At 73.9% G+C, this 14,218-nt stretch carries 14 protein-coding genes; 11 read left to right on the top strand and 3 right to left on the bottom strand.

Annotated features, from left to right (window positions below; all coding sequences use genetic code 11):
• Positions 1-2 precede the first annotated feature (2 nt).
• A complete protein-coding gene (locus ACIBQ6_RS31465; RefSeq protein WP_397216252.1) occupies positions 3-2,930 on the bottom strand; it encodes a DEAD/DEAH box helicase in 2,928 nt (975 codons plus the stop codon).
• 79 nt (positions 2,931-3,009) lie between these two features.
• Between ACIBQ6_RS31465 and ACIBQ6_RS31460 the strand changes: the two genes are divergently transcribed.
• Genes ACIBQ6_RS31460 through ACIBQ6_RS31440 form a run of 5 tightly spaced genes read left to right on the top strand, consistent with a single transcriptional unit; the run spans position 3,010 to position 5,622 of the window.
• Positions 3,010-3,174, top strand: coding sequence for a hypothetical protein (locus ACIBQ6_RS31460; protein ID WP_358285249.1), 165 nt, complete (start codon positions 3,010-3,012; stop codon positions 3,172-3,174).
• A 51-nt stretch (positions 3,175-3,225) separates the two neighbouring features.
• The gene (locus ACIBQ6_RS31455; protein WP_387664432.1) at positions 3,226-3,606 is read left to right on the top strand and encodes a phage holin family protein; all 381 of its coding nucleotides are present in this window, start codon (positions 3,226-3,228) and stop codon (positions 3,604-3,606) included.
• Positions 3,603-4,235, top strand: a complete 633-nt coding sequence (locus ACIBQ6_RS31450; RefSeq protein ID WP_397216250.1) for a DUF3618 domain-containing protein — start codon at positions 3,603-3,605, stop codon at positions 4,233-4,235. The genes ACIBQ6_RS31455 and ACIBQ6_RS31450 overlap by 4 nt, the downstream gene beginning before the upstream one ends.
• Before the next feature lie 2 nt (positions 4,236-4,237).
• Positions 4,238-5,176: a YihY/virulence factor BrkB family protein gene (locus tag ACIBQ6_RS31445; protein WP_397216248.1), complete on the top strand. Its 939-nt coding sequence runs from the start codon at positions 4,238-4,240 to the stop codon at positions 5,174-5,176.
• Positions 5,173-5,622 carry a protease inhibitor I42 family protein gene (locus ACIBQ6_RS31440; protein ID WP_397216246.1) on the top strand — a complete coding sequence of 150 codons (450 nt, stop codon included), beginning with the start codon at positions 5,173-5,175 and terminating at the stop codon, positions 5,620-5,622. The genes ACIBQ6_RS31445 and ACIBQ6_RS31440 overlap by 4 nt, the downstream gene beginning before the upstream one ends.
• On the opposite strand, the gene ACIBQ6_RS31435 is transcribed toward ACIBQ6_RS31440, so the two are convergent.
• Positions 5,609-6,205, bottom strand: coding sequence for a helix-turn-helix domain-containing protein (locus tag ACIBQ6_RS31435; protein WP_358285260.1), 597 nt, complete (start codon positions 6,203-6,205; stop codon positions 5,609-5,611). The two genes, ACIBQ6_RS31440 and ACIBQ6_RS31435, sit on opposite strands and share 14 nt — an antisense overlap.
• Positions 6,206-6,210: 5 nt before the next feature.
• Positions 6,211-7,767 carry an MFS transporter gene (locus tag ACIBQ6_RS31430; protein ID WP_358285262.1) on the bottom strand — a complete coding sequence of 519 codons (1,557 nt, stop codon included), beginning with the start codon at positions 7,765-7,767 and terminating at the stop codon, positions 6,211-6,213.
• Positions 7,768-7,819: 52 nt separating this feature from the next.
• Between ACIBQ6_RS31430 and ACIBQ6_RS31425 the strand changes: the two genes are divergently transcribed.
• From ACIBQ6_RS31425 to ACIBQ6_RS31400, 6 genes are all read left to right on the top strand, one after another.
• Positions 7,820-8,527 carry a DUF1838 family protein gene (locus ACIBQ6_RS31425; RefSeq protein WP_397216244.1) on the top strand — a complete coding sequence of 236 codons (708 nt, stop codon included), beginning with the start codon at positions 7,820-7,822 and terminating at the stop codon, positions 8,525-8,527.
• Positions 8,524-8,937, top strand: coding sequence for an HIT domain-containing protein (locus ACIBQ6_RS31420; protein WP_352356968.1), 414 nt, complete (start codon positions 8,524-8,526; stop codon positions 8,935-8,937). The genes ACIBQ6_RS31425 and ACIBQ6_RS31420 overlap by 4 nt, the downstream gene beginning before the upstream one ends.
• A gap of 46 nt (positions 8,938-8,983) precedes the next feature.
• The gene (locus ACIBQ6_RS31415) at positions 8,984-10,162 is read left to right on the top strand and encodes a histidine kinase (protein WP_352356966.1); all 1,179 of its coding nucleotides are present in this window, start codon (positions 8,984-8,986) and stop codon (positions 10,160-10,162) included.
• Between the two features lie 112 nt (positions 10,163-10,274).
• Positions 10,275-11,024 carry a LytTR family DNA-binding domain-containing protein gene (locus ACIBQ6_RS31410; protein WP_352324464.1) on the top strand — a complete coding sequence of 250 codons (750 nt, stop codon included), beginning with the start codon at positions 10,275-10,277 and terminating at the stop codon, positions 11,022-11,024.
• Positions 11,021-11,491, top strand: a complete 471-nt coding sequence (locus ACIBQ6_RS31405) for a hypothetical protein (protein ID WP_358285271.1) — start codon at positions 11,021-11,023, stop codon at positions 11,489-11,491. Before ACIBQ6_RS31410 ends, ACIBQ6_RS31405 begins: the two co-directional genes overlap by 4 nt.
• 46 nt (positions 11,492-11,537) lie before the next feature.
• Positions 11,538-12,998 carry a cation acetate symporter gene (locus ACIBQ6_RS31400; protein ID WP_397216350.1) on the top strand — a complete coding sequence of 487 codons (1,461 nt, stop codon included), beginning with the start codon at positions 11,538-11,540 and terminating at the stop codon, positions 12,996-12,998.
• Positions 12,999-14,218 lie beyond the last annotated feature (1,220 nt).

The following is a 14,218-nucleotide window of genomic DNA, read 5'->3' as shown; positions in this document are numbered from 1 at the left end:
GGTCAGGACCCTCCCGTGAGGCGGAACACCTCGCGCAGCTCGTCGGTGGACAGGTCGGTCAGCCACTCCTCGCCGGCGCCGACCACCCGCTCGGCCAGCGCCTTCTTGCGCTCGATCATCTGGTCGACGCGCTCTTCGAGGGTGCCCGCGCAGATCAGCTTGCGCACCTGGACGTTCCTGCGCTGGCCGATGCGGAAGGCCCGGTCGGTGGCCTGGTCCTCCACGGCCGGGTTCCACCAGCGGTCGACGTGGACGACGTGGCTCGCCGCCGTCAGGTTGAGCCCGACGCCGGCCGCCTTGAGCGACAGCAGGAACAACATCGGCTCCGGGTCGTGCTGGAACCGCTCGACCAGCCGGTCGCGGGTCTTCTTGGGCAGGCCGCCGTGCAGCCACAGGACCGGGCGGCCGAGCCGCTGGGCGAGGTAGGGCTGGAGCATCGTCCCGAACTCGGCGTACTGCGTGAACAGCAGCGCCTTCTCGCCCTCGGCCAGGACCTCCTCGGCCAGCTGCTCCAGCCGGGCCAGCTTGCCCGACCGGCCGGCCAGGCGGGAGCCGTCCTTGAGCAGGTGGGCCGGGTGGTTGCAGACCTGCTTGAGCCTGGCCATGGCCGACAGCACCAGGCCGCGCCGCTCGACGCCCTCGCTGTCGTCGATCCGGGCCAGCATGTCGTCGACGACGGCCTGGTAGAGGGTGGCCTGCTCGGGGGTGAGCGGGCACCACTCCTTGATCTCGATCTTCTCCGGCAGGTCGGAGATGACGGACCGGTCGGTCTTGAGGCGGCGCAGGATGAACGGGCCCGTCGCCCGCTTCAGCGCATCGGCGGCCTGCTCGTCCTGGCGGGCCTCGATGGGCTCCTGGAACCGGGTGCGGAAGCGGGCCCGCGGCCCGAGCAGGCCGGGGTTGGCGAACTCCATGATCGACCAGAGCTCGGCGAGGTGGTTCTCGACGGGCGTGCCGGTCAGGGCCAGGCGGGTGCCGGTGGGGATCGACCGGACGGCGCGGGCCTGGAGGGTGCCGCTGTTCTTGATCGCCTGGGCCTCGTCGCACACCACCCGGCGCCACTCGTGCTCCCGCAGGATCTCCAGGTCGCGGTGGGCGGTGCCGTACGTGGTGATCACCAGGTCGGCCGCCGCGATGCGGGCGGCGTCCCGGCCGGGGCCGTGGTGGACGTACACGCGCAGCCCCGGGGCGAACCTGGCCGCCTCCCGCTGCCAGTTGCCCACCAGCGACATCGGGCAGACCAGCAGCGTGGGCGCGGCGGCCCGCTCGTGGACGAGCAGCGCCAGCGTGGTGACCGTCTTGCCCAGGCCCATGTCGTCGGCGAGCACCCCGCCGAGGCCCAGCTCCGACAGGAAGCTCAGCCACGCCAGCCCACGCTCCTGGTAGGGCCGCAGCACGGCGTCCAGGCCCGGCGGGGTCGCGAGCGGGGTGAGCCGCCGCTCGGCCTGGCCCGACAGCAGGTCGCCGAGCACGCCGTCGGCGTCGACCGCCAGCAACGGCAGCTCGTCGTCGCCCTGGATCACGTGGCGCAGCAGGTCGGCCGCGGCCGCCTCGCCCGCGCGCACCCCCTCCACGGCCCGCAGCGCGGCCTTGAGCTGCCGGTCGTCCAGCTCCACCCACTGGCCGCGGACCCGGACCAGCGGCACCTTGAGCCTGGCCAGCTCGGCCAGCTCCGCCTCGCTGATCGTCTCCTCGCCCACCGCCAGGTCGACGCGGAAGTCGACCAGCTCGCGCAGCCCGAAGCCCTGGCTGACGGCCGCCGTCTGCGGCTTGGTCCTGGTGGTGAGCTTGAGCCCGAGCCGCGTACGGCCCGCCCAGCGCGGCAGCTGCACCCCGAACCCGGCCGCCTGGAGCAGCGGCGCGGCCTGGCGCAGGAAGCCGAACGCGCCCGCCGTGTCGAGGGCCAGCTCGCTCGGCTCCGGCACGCGCAGGGCCCGGTCCAGCTCCGGGTAGAGCCGCACGGCCCGGCCGAGCCCGGCCAGCAGCTCGCGCTCCGGCCGGCCGGGCAGGCCCTTCTCGCCGTCCCAGACGCGGGCGGCCGGGACGTACAGGCTGGGGTCGTCGGCGGCCTGCAGCGCCAGCTCGACCCGCCAGTCGTCGCCGTCGGCCGGTTCGAGCAGGCGGAAGCAGACGCGGGTGGCGCCCTCGGCCGCCGTGACGGCCGCCCGCCAGCGGTCCAGCTCCTCGCGCAGCCCCGGGTCGTCGGGGCAGGCCGGGTCGCCGGTCAGCGCGGCCAGCCACCGTTCCCGCGGCGTCGCCGGGGCGGCGGCGGAGGGGGCGGCCAGGGGAGTGGTGACGGCCTGCCGGACGAGCGCGTCGGTGAACGCCTCCAGCGCCTGGAGCTGCACCCCGGCGGCCGGGCGCTCGGCGGCCCAGGTGCGGCAGGCGGGCGGCATGGCCAGGGCCAGGTCGCGGAAGTATGCGGCGTCGGCCCCGGTCAGCACGGGCCGCCACAGGGCCAGCGCGGCGCCGTCGGCACCCGGAACGGCCCCGTCGGCATCGGGCACGGGGACGAGCTGGGGGACGACCCGGCCACGGCCCACCAGGTCGCGGGCGAGCGCGGCGACGGCGGCCCAGTGGCGGACGGTGGCGGTGGCGTCGCCCGGAAGGCCGTCCAGCGCGGCAAGGCCCCCGGCGGGCGGCAGCACGACCGCGGGCACCCGCCACGGCAGCAGCCGCGGCCTGACCACCTCCGTCAGCAGCCCCGTCTCCGGCGAGGGCAGCGGTCCCTTGGCCGCCCCCGGCAGCAGCAGCTCCAGCTCCCTGGACGGCCCGCCCACCCCGAGGCCCGGCGCGCCGGCCAGCTCGGCAGGGGACGCGGCGAACGGATGGGGCCGCGCGCCCGCCCCACGGGGCACGGCGGCGGCCCGGCCGGGAACCTCTCCCCAGAAGGCGAGCCCGTCGCCCGCCCACACCCCGTGTACCAGCACCCCGGCAGGTTACCGCCGGCCTGGAGCGACCGGTCCGCGAGTCTTCTGCGGGCCGGGCCGGAGGTCGTACCATCGAAGGATGAACACTCCCGGATCGTGGTGTGAGCGGCCTGAGCCGCAGGCTCCCTCGTGCGAGCTGCCCGCACCGTGGAGCAAGCCGAAGCAGCCCGACAACTGGTGCGAGGCGCCCGAGTCGCCGGTGGCGTCCGTCCTCCGGTTCCTGCTGAAGGCCGCCAAGAGGTAATAACAGGCGGTCAGCTGGGTAGTCGCCTTCCTCAGCGGAGGAGGCGACGTCGTGAACGATACCCACAAGCTGGTCAGTGATCTGTCCGATCAGGTCTCCAGGCTCGTCAAGGACGAGCTGCGCCTGGCCAGGCTGGAGCTCGCGGAGAAGGGCAGGCGCGCCGGGTTCGGCGCGGGGCTGTTCGGCGCGGCCGGGATGGCCGCGTTCTTCGGCGCTGCCGCGCTGGTGGCCGCCGTCGTCCTGCTCCTCGCTCTGGTCATGCCCGCGTGGGCGGCCGCCGCGATCGTGGGGGCGGTCCTGCTCATCGCCGCCGCCCTGCTCGGCCTGACCGGAAAGAACCAGGTGAAACAGGCCACGCCGCCGGTCCCCGAGGAGACCATCGCGAGCGTCAAGGCCGATATCGACATGGTCAAGGAGAGGGCACGCCGATGAGCGAGACGGACCCCGGATACAGCGAGCAGCACGCCGGTGACGTGGGCGCCCGCAGGGCGACCGTCGGCACGCCGACCGAACGCGAGTCGATCAACGTGCCTCCGACGAGACCGGGGGCTGCGGAGAACGCGAAACGGGCCGAACTGGCCCGGCAGGAACACGAGACCTTCATCCCCGAGACCCCCGTGCCGGACGACCGGACCGAGGCGGTGGAGAGCCGCGCGGTCGAGGAGGAGTCGCTGGGCGGGGGCGGGGACCGTGGCGAGGACGACGAGGAAGAGGACGACGTGCGAAAAAGCATCAAGGAGACCAGGAACGAACTGGGCGACACGGTCAGCGCCCTGGCCCACAAGGCCGACCTGAAGGGCCGGGCCACCGAGGCGGCCGGCACGGCCAAGGGCAAGGTCGCCGAGATGACCGGCGTGGCCAAGGGCAAGGCCGCCGAGGTGACCGGCACGGCCAAGGGCATGGCCGGCGAGGTCGCGGGCAAGGTCCGCGAGGCCACCCCCCACCAGGTCAAGGACGCCGCCACCGGGGCGCGCAAGCGTCCGGTGCTGCTGCTGGCCGCGGCGGCGGCGGTGACGGCCCTCGTCGTGCGGCGGCTCAGGAAGCGCAACAGGGCGAAGTAGGCGTGCGTTCCCCCGAAAGACCTGCGGAACTGCCGCGCAGGGCCTGGTGGAGCGTGCTCAAACGCACCGTCGTCGAGTTCCGCAACGACGGCGTCCAGGACCTCGCGGCAGCGCTCACCTACTACGCCGTCCTGTCCATCTTCCCCGCGCTGATCGTGCTGGTGTCGGTGTTCGGCCTGCTCGGCAGGCGCGACACCGCCACCCTGGTCGGCAACCTCGTGGTGCTGGCGCCCGACGAGGTGCGCTCCCTGATCGTCACGGGCGTGCGGTCGGTCCAGGAGAACGCGGCCTCGGCCGGCCTGGTGGCGATCGTCGGCCTGCTGGTCGCGCTCTGGTCGGCGTCGGGCTACATCGGCGCGTTCATCCGGGCCGGCAACACCATCTACGACATCGACGAGGGGCGTCCGTTCTGGAAGGTGACCCCGCTCCGGATCGGGCTCACCGTGCTGGCCACCGTGCTGCTGGCGCTCGGCGCGATCTCCGTCGCGCTGACCGGCGACCTGGCCAGGAGCGTCGGAAAGGCGCTCGGCCTGGGCAGCGCGCTGGTGACCGCCTGGGACATCCTGAAATGGCCGGTCCTCGCGCTCGTCGCGGCAGGGCTGATCATGGTGCTCTACTGGGCCGCGCCGAACGTGCGCCAGCCCGGCGTGCGCTGGATCACCCCCGGCGGGCTGCTCGCGGTGGTGCTCTGGGTCGTGGTCTCCGGCGGCTTCGCCCTGTACGTGGCCCACTTCGGGTCCTACGGCAAGACCTACGGCACGCTGGCCGGCGTCGTGGTGTTCCTGATCTGGCTGTGGTTGTCGAACATGGCCCTGCTGCTGGGCGCCGAGCTGGACGCCGAGCTCGTCAGGGAACGCCAGATCGCCGAGGGCGAGCCCGTCGGGCAGGAGCCGTACGTGGAGCCCCGGGACCCGCCGAAGGAGGATAGCCTTCCCGAGTGAAGCGTGGAAAGGCCGTCGTCGCCGCACTCGCCCTGCTGACCTCGGGGTTGACCTCGGGGTTGGTGGCCGGCTGCGGCGACGGCTCGGCGGTCAGCGACTTCGGCACCGTCGTCAGGGGCGCCAAGGGCACGACCGTGCGCGCCGAGCTGCGCCCCGGGCAGCGGTTCTCGCTGGCCGTCCCGGACAACCCCTCGGTGGGCGACGATTGGCGGCTGGCGGCGGTGCCCGACGCCAGGGTGGCCTCCTACATCAGCGAGGAGCGCAAGAGCGCGGGCCAGGGCCCCGGCAGCGGCGGCACCGCCTACTTCGTCTTCAACACCAAGAGCCCGGGCACCGCCCGGATCACGCTGCGCGACTGCTGGCGGTGCGGCCAGAGCTCGACGCCGCCCGACGAGCAGAGCAGGCGGCAGTCGGGCGAGGCGGTCTTCGAGATCACCGTGCGCTGAGCACGGCCCGGCACAACACGTCGAGGGTGGTCGCGGTGATCACCTCGGCCTCGGCGCCTTCGCCGGAGCCGGCGCACGCGGCCAGGCGGCGGCGGCCCTCGCCCAGGATGCTCCACCCCAGGTGGGCCACCAGGTCGGGATGCGGCTCCCCGGCCTCGGCGAGCAGCCCGCGCAGCGGCTCGATCATCGACTCGTGCAGCTGGTCGAGCCGGTGGCGGCACTCGGCGGGCAGGTCGACCGCGGCCACCGCGCGCAGCAGCGCGTGGTCGGGGCTGGTCACGAACGCCAGCGACACGGCGCCGAAGGCGCGCACCCGCTCCTCCAGGCCGCCGTCGCGGGTGGCCGTGACGAGCCGGTCGGCCCAGCGGGGGATCGCGTCCTCCACGAGCTGGGCCAGGATGTCGGCGGTGGAGGAGAAGTAGCGGTAGACGCTGGAGCGGGCCAGCCCGACCCGCGCGCCCACGGCCGCGGGGGTGAGCCCGGCCGGGCCCTCGGCCGCCAGCACCTCCATGGCGGCCGCCAGCAGGGCCGCGTGCTGGCTGGCCCGATGGTCGGCCACCGTCGCCGCGCTGATCCTCGGCACCGGACTCACTCCTCCTCGCGTCGTCTCCTCCCAGTATCGGGCAGCAGGAACGTCGCCCCGACGCCGCCGAACAGCACGAGGCCGGTCACGATCGTGACCCGGCGGGTGGCGTCGGCGCCCGCCGCGACCGCGGCGGCGTGGTCGGCCGGCTCCCTGATCGCCGCGATGGCCGCGCCGGCGCTCTCCCGGACGGCCTGCCCGAGCGCGGGCTCGCCGGGCAGGCGTTCGGCCATCGCCGCGTCCAGGCCGGTGACCAGGACGGCGCCCAGCACCGCGATGCCGACGGCGGCGCCGAGCTGGCGGATCGTGCTCTGGAGCCCGGAGGCCACGCCGGAGCGGCGGGCGGGCACGTCGGCGAGCATCACGTTCGGGAGCTGGGCCGAGGCGAAGCCGACGCCGACGCCGTACAGGACGAGCCACGGCACCAGCGTCCACGGGCCGAGCGAGGGGGAGACGGCCAGGCCGATCGCGATCGCGCCCACGGCCTCCAGGACGAGCCCCAGCCGCACGATGACCCTGGGCGCCAGGTCGAGCCGCGGGACGAGGCCGCCCGCCAGGAACGTGCCCCCGGCCAGCGAGGCGATGATCAGGCCGGTGGCGAACGCGGTGAACCCCATGGCCGCCTGCAGGAACAGCGGCAGCACCAGGATCAGGCCGAACTCGCCGAGACTGATGATCATCGCGGCGGCGCCGCCGTACCTGAAGGACGGGATGGCGAACAGCGACAGGTCCAGCACGACCGGGCGGCCCGATCGTGCCCGCGAGCGCTCGACCAGCAGCAGCGCGGCCAGCGCGAGCGCCGCGAGCGCGAAGGCGAACGGGATCGGCGAGATGCCGCCGAGCGGCCAGGTCCACCCGAACAGCGTGGCCTCGCCGGTCGGCGTGAACCAGCCGTAGCGCTGGCCCTCGATCAGGCCGAACACCAGCGCGGCCGGGCCGACCACCGACAGCAGCACGCCGGGGACGTCCGAGCCGCCCGCCGCCGCGTCCTTCGACTCGGGCACCCGGGCCGTGCCGAGCAGCACGAGCAGGCCGATCGGCAGGTTCACCCAGAACGCCCAGCGCCAGCCGAAGTCGGTCACCACCCAGCCGCCGAGCAGCGGGCCGAGCGCGGCCATGCCGCCGATGATCGAGCCCCAGACGGCGAAGGCGATCGTCCGGCGCGAGCCCGTGTAGAGGGAGTTGATGATCGCCAGCGTCATCGGGACCACCATGGACGCCCCGACGCCCTGGACGACGCGGGCGGCGATGAGCAGCGCGCCGCTCGGCGCGGAGGCGGCCAGCATGCTCGCGGCCAGGAACACCACCAGGCCGACGGCGAACATCCGGCGCCTGCCGTGCACGTCGCCGGTCCGGCCGAGGGGGATGAGCAGGGAGGCGAAGGCCAGGGAGTAGATGGAGTTGACCCATTCGACGTCCGTGGCCGACAACCCCAGATCGCCCATGATCGCGGGGACGGCGACGTTCACGATCGTCGCGTCGATGATGATCATCGACATCCCGACGCCGAGCACGATCAGCGGGAGCCAGCTCTGCCGGGTCCGCTCATTTAGCGACACCATGTCTCTAAAGATAGCAACATGCTGTCTCGAAACAAGGGGTAAGCTCCGGATCATGGACTTCATCCGGGTGCGTGCCTCGGCCGACGGCGCCGAGACGATCTCCTACTGGACCGGCGACGTCTACGGCTGGCAGGACGACGACGGCCCCCATCACCTGTTCGGCTTCGAGGGGCTGAACGTGGCGCGGGCGCGCCCGGCCGACGGCGGCTGGGAGCTGCTGACCAGGGAGGCGGCGCTCTACCTCGACCCGAGGACCAGGGAACCGATCGACGTGTGGGACAACCCGCTCACCGGGCGGCCCGTCGAGGTGCAGCACGTCTTCAACGACCCGGTCAACCAGCGGCTCGGGGCCTATCCGGTGCCGGTGACGCGGTTGGGGGAGCAGGTCGTCTACAACGCCGACATCCGCCTTTCCTACCCTTCGCCACTACCTGTCGCGAAATATCCGGAAAACTCGGCTCGGGATACGTATCGGGCGTTGGAGCTCTTCCAGTTCTTCGCCTCGGCCGCCGACGTCGAGTCCGGAATGCCCGACGTGCCGGCGGTCTTCTCCTGGTGCCGGGTCTCGCCCTGGCTGCCCTGGATGGCCATGGGACAGCGGCCGGGCGGGCTGGTCTACCACTGCCGGGGGGCCAAGGTCGCCGACGTCCCCGGGCGGCTGCGCGACCGCGTCGGCGAGCGCTTCCTGCACGCCCCCGACGAGTGGACCGCGCCCAACATGACGAGCTGGACGGCCTTCGCCGATAAGGTCGGGCGGTGAGCACCGACCTGTTCTGCGAGATCATCGCCGGCGCGCGTCCCGCCCACGTGGTGAGCGCCGACGAGGTGGCCGTCTCCTTCCTCGACACCCGCCCGGTCTTCAAGGGGCACGTGCTCGTCGTGCCCCGGCTGCACGTCGAGACGCTGGCCGACCTCGCCGACGTCGGGCCGTTCTTCTCCCGGGTGCAGGCCATGGCCAGGGCCGTGGAGGAGGGGCTGGAGGCGGCCGGCACGTTCGTGGCGATGAACAACCGGGTCAGCCAGAGCGTGCCCCACCTGCACGTGCACGTCGTGCCGCGCAACCGCAAGGACGGGCTGCGCGGCTTCTTCTGGCCGCGCACCACCTACGAGTCCGCGCAGGAGGCCGAGACCTACGCGGCGGCCGTCGCCAAGGCGCTGGCGGCCGAGTGAGGGCGGCGGGCGGCACGGGCGGCGGTGGGCGCTAGGCTCGGGGCGCGTGGAGTACCTGGTCGGCGTCGCCGTCGTGGCCGTGCTGGTGGGCGTGCCCGCGATCGTGCTCTGGCGCGTCATGCGAGGCCGCCGCGAGCTGGGCACCAGCCCGGCCGAGCGGGCCACGTTCGAGACCCTGCACACCGCCTCCATGGCCGGGCCGCCGCTGCGGGCCGGGCTGACCCCCGAGGGCGCCGAGCGCGCCTCCCGCCACCTGCGCGCGCTGCTCGGCTCGGCCGCGCTCGCGATCACCGACCGCGAGCGCCTGCTCGTCTACGACGGCGCCGGCGACCACCACGCCGCCCAGGCGTTCGAGCACGCCGCGGCCACCTTGCGGGACGGCCGCACCCAGGTGCTCACCATCGACTGCGAGCTGCTCGAATGCCCGATCCGGCACGCCGTCGTCGTCCCGCTGACCACCGACGACCGCCTGGTCGGCGCGCTGGCCGCCTACGGGCAGAACGCCTCGGCCGGCCTGGTCAGGGCGGCGCAGGAGGTGGCCGGCTGGGTCAACTCGCAGCTGGAGCTGGCCGAGCTCGACCGCTCGCGCACGCTGCTCATGGAGGCCGAGGTCCGGGCCCTGCGCGCGCAGATCTCGCCGCACTTCATCTACAACTCGCTCACCACGATCGCCTCCTTCGTCCGTACGGACCCCGAACGCGCCCGCGAGCTGCTGCTGGAGTTCGCTGACTTCACCCGCTACTCCTTCCGGCGGCACGGCGAGTTCACCACGCTGGCCGAGGAGCTGCACTCGATCGAGCGCTACCTCACCCTGGAACACGCCAGGTTCGGCGACCAGTTGCAGGTCACCCTGCGCATCGCCCCCGAGGTGCTGCCGGTCGCGGTGCCGTTCCTGTGCCTGCAGCCGCTGGTCGAGAACGCCGTCCGGCACGGCCTGGAGAGCCGCAACGGCGTCGGCCGCATCACGATCATCGCCGAGGACGCCGGCGCCGAGTGCCGCATCAGCGTCGAGGACGACGGCCTCGGCATGGACCCCGACCGGCTGCGCCGCATCCTGGCCGGCGAGATCGCCCCCACCGGCGGCGTCGGCCTGGCCAACGTCGACGAACGGCTCCGCCAGGTTTACGGCGACGAGTACGGCCTGGTCGTCGAGACCGGCACGGGCGCGGGCACCAAGGTCAACGTGCGCCTGCCGAAGTACCACCCCGGCGTCTCGGCCCGCTGACCTCCCGCCGACTTCCCACACCTGCCCCCACCTGTGACCCCGCCGTGACGGCCTTGACGTTTGGTGCGGGTTTCATCACTGTCTAATGCATTCGAGGTGTGAGGAGTGACGAGTGACCGGGCTGCGCGTCCTGGCGGTGGACGACGAGCTACCCGCGCTGGAGGACCTGTCCTACCTGCTCCGCGCCGACGCCCGCATCGGCGAGGTGGTGACGGCGCGCGACGGGGCGGCCGCGCTGCGCCTGCTGGACCGCGGCATCGCCGAGGGCCGCCCGATCGACGCCGTCTTCCTCGACATCCGCATGCGCGGCCTGGACGGCGTCGTGCTCGGACGGCTGCTGTCGCAGTTCGCCAACCCGCCGCGGGTCGTGTTCGTCACCGCGTACGAGGAGCACGCGGTGGACGCCTTCGAGATCAAGGCCGAGGACTACCTGCTCAAACCGGTACGTCCCGAACGGCTCGCCGAGGCCATCAGGCGCGTGGCGGTCTCGGCCGACGTGCCCGCCGAGACCGGCGAGAGCGACACCATCCCCGTCGAGCTGGGCGGCGTGACCCGGTTCGTCTCCAGCGCCGACGTCCTCTACGTGGAGGCCCAGGGCGACTACGCCCGGCTGCACACCGCGAACGGCAGCCACCTCGTCCGCATCCCGCTCGCCACGCTGGAGGAGCGCTGGGCCCCGGCCGGGTTCGTCCGGGTGCACCGCAGCCATCTGGTCGCCGTCAAGCACATCGAGGAACTGCACATCGACTCGGGCCGGTGCAGCGTGCGGGTCGGCGACACCGAGCTCCCGGTGAGCCGGCGGCACACCCGCGAGCTGCGCGACCTGCTGGTCCGCCGCGCCAGGAAGGGCAGGACGGAATGACCTCCGATCCCCGGCCGGGGCGTCCGGCGGGGTCGCCGCGCACCGACCCCGCCGCCCGCCGCACCGACGCCGCCCGCCGCATGGACGCCTTCCGCCGCTCCGAGACGCCGCGCCGGGTCAGCGTCACCAGCCCGCGCACCGCCGCCGCCCGCCGCCCCCGCTACCCGGCCACCAGGGAGATCGACGAGCAGACCCGCCTCGGCGAGGTCTACATGCGCTCGCTCCTGCGCACCCAGTTCCGGCTCGCCCTGTTCGTCTGCACCGTGCTGGCCTGCGTGGTCGGCGGCCTGCCGCTGCTGTTCCTGCTCATCCCCGAACTGCGCGAGGTGGACGTCCTCGGCGTCTCCCTGCCGTGGGCGGTGCTGGCCGGGCTCATCTACCCCGCCTTCGTCATCGGCGCCTGGCTGTACGTCCGCCAGGCAGAGCGCAACGAACGCCACTTCGCCGAGCTGGTGGAACGCCGGTGACCGGCGCGAAGGGCCCCTCGTGAGCCTCACCGCGGTGGTCGTCGTGATGGCGGCGGCCGTGCTCATCGGCGCGTACGGCATCAGGTTCTCCCGCACCACCTCCGACTTCTACGTCGCCTCCCGGACCGTCAGCCCCCTGTGGAACGCCTCCGCCATCGGCGGCGAGTACCTGTCGGCGGCCTCCTTCCTCGGCGTAGCCGGGCTCGTCCTGTCCTACGGCGTGGACATGTTGTGGCTGCCCGTCGGGTGGACCGGCGGCTACCTGGTGCTGCTGGTGCTGGTGTCGGCGCCGCTGCGGCGCTCGGGGGCGTACACGCTGCCCGACTTCGCCGAGGCCAGGCTGGAGTCGATGACCGTGCGCAGGACCGCCAGCGTGCTCGTCGTCCTGATCGGATGGCTGTACCTGATGCCGCAGTTCCAGAGCGCCGGGCTGGTGCTGCGCACGATCACCGGGGCGCCGGTGTGGGCGGGCGGGCTGCTGGTCGCGGGTGTGGTGGCGGTGAACGTGCTGTCCGGCGGCATGCGGTCGATCACGTTCGTGCAGGCGTTCCAGTACTGGCTCAAGCTGACCGCGCTGGCCGTGCCGCTGGTGTTCCTGCTGCTGGCCTGGAAGGGCGACGGCGCGCCCGCCCTCAGCGTCCAGGATGCCACCACCTGGCAGATGCCGCTGGCCGGGGCCAAGGAGTACGGGCTCTACTCGACGTACTCGCTGATCCTGGCCACGTTCCTCGGCACGATGGGCCTGCCGCACGTGCTCGTGCGCTTCTACACCAACCCCGACGGCCGGGCCGCCCGCCGTACGACGCTGGTCGTGCTGACCCTGCTCGGCGCCTTCTACCTGCTGCCCGCCCTGTACGGCTGGCTCGGCCGCCTCTACGCCCCCGACCTCGTGCGCACCGACGCGGTCGTGCTCACCCTGCCCAGCCGCATGATCGGCGGCACGCTCGGCGACCTGCTCACCGCCCTCGTGACGGCCGGGGCGTTCGCGGCCTTCCTGTCCACCTCCTCGGGGCTGACCGTGTCCGTCGCCGGGGTGATCGCGCAGGACCTGCTGAAGGGCGGGGTGCGCTCGTTCCGGATCGCCACGCTCATGGCCGTCGCCGTGCCGCTGGCGCTGGCGTTGTGGGCGCGGGCGCTGCCGGTCGCGGACGTGGTGGGGCTGGCGTTCGCGGTGGCCGCCTCGTCCTTCTGCCCGCTGCTGGTGCTGGGCATCTGGTGGCGGCGGCTCACCACCACCGGGGCGCTGGCGGGGCTGTTCGTGGGGGGCGGGCTCGCCTGCTCGGCCGTGCTCGCCACGATCACCGGGGGGCCGTACGAGGGGCTCACGGGGGCGCTGCTGGCCCAGCCGGCGGCCTGGACGGTGCCGATCGCGTTCACGGTGATGGTGTCGGTGTCGTTCCTGACGCCACACCGCGTACCGCCCGGCGTGGCCCGCACGATGGTCCGCCTCCACACCCCGGAGAACCTCGACCTGGACCGCGGCGACTGGCACCCCCGCTCCCCATGACCCGCCCCCGGCCCGCCGGTCCCTCGTCCGCCCGTCGGTCCCGTGCCCGGCCGACGCGCGGGAGCGTGCCGGTGGGCGTCTGACCGCCCTTGCGCCCTCCCGCCCTTCACGACCAGCCCGCGGCGACGCCTCCCAAGCGCTCCGACGCCACCCCGTTACCACTGGCGCCCTCGTTGTGCGCCACATCGCCGGCCCCCGCCCCGGCTCCGGCACCTCGTCCTCTCCCAGGGCCGCCTTCGGTCCCGGCGCCGCCCACGGCCCCCGCGCCGCCTGCTGCCCTTGATGCGGCTGGGCTTCCCGGGGCGCTCGCGGCTCGGGGCTTGCGGTCGCTTGGCGTGGGGCGCGGGATGCCGCCCTGGTCGTCATGCTGTTCGCTCTGGGGTGGTGGGTCCAGGCCGGGGCGGTACGGGCCGGCGGCGCGTGCGGACGTGCTTCGGCCGGGCCAGGGCTGACTCGCCCCTTCCCTCGCGACGTCCGGCCGGCCCGACCCCTCTGGCTCGGTGTCGGGTGGGGCCGGGGTTCGGCCTGGGCGCGGCTGGGCGGTCCCCTGGGGTGGGACGTGCGAACGGGTCCACTCCTGCGGCGTGCTGCCGGGATGGGTCGCGGGCCGGCCGGGCTGGTGCTGGGCTGGTGCTTGCGGCGCGTGGGCGGGCTGGGCCGACGCCTGTGACCGAGGGCCGGGTTGGGACGGTATCCGGTGGGCGAGGCCCGGATGGGACGGCTCCTGCGGCGGAGGGTCCAGCCCCGGGCGGTGACCGACGCCGGTGGGCGGTGTCTTGGAACGGCCGGGCCCCGGGTCTCGACCGCCGGACCGGGCCGCGCGGGAACGACTGCCCGCGGGCGAGGGCAGCTCGTCCGGGAGGGTTCCCTCGTCGGGGGCGAAGTACGGTCTGGTCGGGGGCGTCGGGTGGGAGGCGTCGCTGTGCCGGGCGGCCTGTTCGGTCATGGGTCTGGCGGCCGTGCCGGCGTGGGTCTCGACGTCGAGCACCTCGTGTCCCGGGACGGTGTGCGGGGCCTCCTCGCCGGGGGCCGCGTGGTGGATGGTCCGTCCGGTGGCCGCTCCCAGGTCGCCCGCGTGCTTCCGCTCCGGTCGCCAGGAGGGGGCGCCACCCCTCGGCCACCCCCGACGCACCCCGCCGCCCTCCTCCGGTCGGCCTCCCCGCACCCCGCCTCCCCGCGCCGCCGAGGCAGGCGTCCCCGCAGCGGTCTTCCCCGAGGAC

The sequence above is a fragment of the Nonomuraea sp. NPDC049655 genome (assembly GCF_044465465.1).
GTDB lineage: Bacteria > Actinomycetota > Actinomycetes > Streptosporangiales > Streptosporangiaceae > Nonomuraea.
This window is presented reverse-complemented; position numbering and strand designations above follow the sequence as displayed.